Raw genomic sequence first — 2733 nt, 5'->3', positions numbered from 1 at the left:
AAGATTTCTACTATTTGCTTTTTAAAGTCTTCTTCGTAGTGTCTAGCCAATTTAAAATCCCCCTAAGTTTTCTTATTGTTTATTGTATCATATGTTCAATTTTAAACTTTACTATTTATTGTATCCATACCATTTTAATAAAAAGATGCATTCAATTCTAAAATATTTTAGTAAAAGATATTTAAAAATATCTACCTCTTTCCCTCTGGGGATAATAAGGGAGCCCCTTATAATAACCAAGTCCTTTTGACATCTATCTTAGAAAGCTATATAATTTATATATAATATAGAAAACCAATAGGAGATATGATGAATAAGAGAAAACTAGGGGCAGCTGTACTTTTACTAGCCCTAGGTCTAGGTCCTGTACAGACTGGCCAAAATTATGATTTTAAATTAAATAATCTTGTTTATGCTGAAGATTCTGAAACAGGTGTCGAAACAGCTAATGAAAACAAAGAAGAAGAAATCGACAAAACTCAAACAGATTATAATGATCAAGAAAAACCACAAAATGAAGATGGAGTTAAGGTTATAGATGATGATGCTAAAAGTAGTGGTAAAGAAACTGGAGATGATACTCTAGAGATTTCAAAAGAGAAAGAACCTACTGCTGTAAAGGGAGATGTTGATTCCGATAAAGAAACTATAAAAGGAGCCCTTGAGGCTCAGGATAAGGAAGTCAGAGAATCTGAGGCTTTTAAGCTTGCAAGCCAAGCGGAAATCAAAGACTATGAGACTAAATATTCTGCAATTGAAGAAAAACTATCAGAATATTTAGGGGAAAATAAAGATATTGAGGATCCTGTTAAGGAACTTAAGAGAGATTTTTTAATAGCTTCTATGGACTTAGGTTATACTGTAGTGGAAAACCTTCCAAAGAGAATGGAGCTTAGAAGACTAAAGGCAGAACTTGAGGCCGCTTCTAAAGAAGCTAAGAAAGAATATTCAGAAGAACTTAAGAACCTTATCAAAAAAACAGATGATATCCTAGCTTCTAAAGAATACACAAGTGAAGAAATCGAAGCAAATCTTACTTCTCTAAATAAGGCAGTGGAAGCTTATAAGACAGATAACTCTGTAAATATCGAACCTTTAAAGCTAAGCGATGAAGAAGCTAAATACGGATATCCAGATGATGTTTATAGTGATACAAGAGGTAGGGACAAAGACCTAAGTGAGCTTCGATTAGATGCTAGGATCATGCTTGAAGATTCATCTAATAGTAAAAAAAGTCAAGAAAGAACAGATTTGGATCAGAAAAGACTTGATCCAGAGATAAAAGAAAGCGACCTTTTAGATGCTATAAACGCATATAAGAAATCACTTGATAAGAGTGATGATGAATACAAGAAGCTAGTAGAAGAATACGAAGAAGTGAAAAATTCTGACATCTACAAAAATGCTTCTGATGAGAAGAAAAAAGCTTATGATGATGCTTTAAAAGAATTTAAAAAGAAGGAATATAAGACTAAAGAAGAGCTAGAAGCAGGCAAGGCTAAGATGGAAGTGGCAAAGAAGGCCCTTAGTGAAAAGGCAGAATTAGAAAAGGAAATCGAGTCTGTTTTAGGAAAGCATAACGACTTCATTAATACTGATAATTACAGAAGAGCTACTGCATTTTATCAAAATGCCTACAAGGATGCCTATAAGGCACTAACAGAGAATAAAACTAAAGAAAATTTAGATAAGCTTAAAGAAGCTAAAACTGCAATTGACGGTAAGGATTTTGTTAAAGATTTCAATAACAAGGCTGACCAACTCGAAAGCTATATTGATAAGGCAAAATCAGACAAAATCACAGATGAATCTTTGAAGAAACTAAAAGAAGAGTATAAGGAAAAACTTAAAGCTCTAAGAGATAATAAGGACGCTGATATAGACGATATCAAGGCCTTAGAAGACGAATTTAATGAAAAGCTAAGTCCAGAAAAGGCAGAGTTTGGTAGCAATAAAGATCCTAAGAAAACAACAAAAAAAGTTGTAACATCAAGCAAGAAATCTAAGGGTAAGGTTAGGACTGGTGTTGATGCAATCCTTCCTGTAGTTGGAGGAGTTGCTATAGTTGCAGCAATTGGGCTAATATTTACAAGAAAAAAGAATAAATAAGGAAAATAGGGAGATATATTATGAAAATTAAAAACAAAGTAGTTCTAGCAGGACTTTTACTATCATTATCACTAGCATCATGTAACAACATGAGCGAAAACAAAAATACTGCTGATGATAGCAAAAACGAAACAGAAGTAACAGAAAGTGCTGACACAAAAGAAACAGAAGAAAAAGCAGACGACAAAGAAGCTTCTGATAAAGAAGAATCTGCTGATAACGAAAAAACAGAGGATAAAGATGCCAAGGAAGATAAGGAAGACTCAGAAGGCCCTCAAACAAAAGAAGAAGCAATAGACGAACTTGAACAAGCTGTATTTGATTCAAGAGTAACAATGAGAGCTCTAGAAATCCTTCAAACAGAAGCTCCAGAAGCAATCGAAGGAAAAGAAGACGAAATCCAAGCCCTAATCGATCGCTCAAACGAAGTTATAGAAAGAGGAAGAGAAATTCTAGATCAAGTTCAAAATAACTAATAAAATAAACTAGGCTCCCTTTAAAAAGGGGGCTTTTTTAGAGATTTTTTTAAATATCCTATTACTAAAAAGGGGTGGGGGAGATATTTTTTCATAAAATATCTTTTACTAAAAATTTTTTTGATATAAATCTATATAGGTATAGGAA

General features: G+C 33.1%; 2 protein-coding genes. Both read left to right on the top strand.

Annotation, left to right across the window (positions count from 1 at the left end; translation table 11 throughout):
- Positions 1–309: 309 nt before the first annotated feature.
- Positions 310–2109, top strand: a complete 1800-nt coding sequence (locus tag RCH56_RS07560; RefSeq protein ID WP_306484369.1) for a hypothetical protein — start codon at positions 310–312, stop codon at positions 2107–2109.
- A 20-nt stretch (positions 2110–2129) separates the two neighbouring features.
- Entirely contained in the window at positions 2130–2585 is a 456-nt protein-coding gene (locus RCH56_RS07555) for an RNA-binding protein (protein WP_306484368.1), read from the top strand.
- Positions 2586–2733 lie beyond the last annotated feature (148 nt).

This window comes from Anaerococcus sp. (assembly GCF_030825785.1).
In the GTDB taxonomy this organism is placed as follows: Bacteria; Bacillota; Clostridia; order Tissierellales; family Peptoniphilaceae; genus Anaerococcus.
Note: the sequence above shows the minus strand (reverse complement) of the source record. Positions and strands in the feature narration are given on the sequence as shown.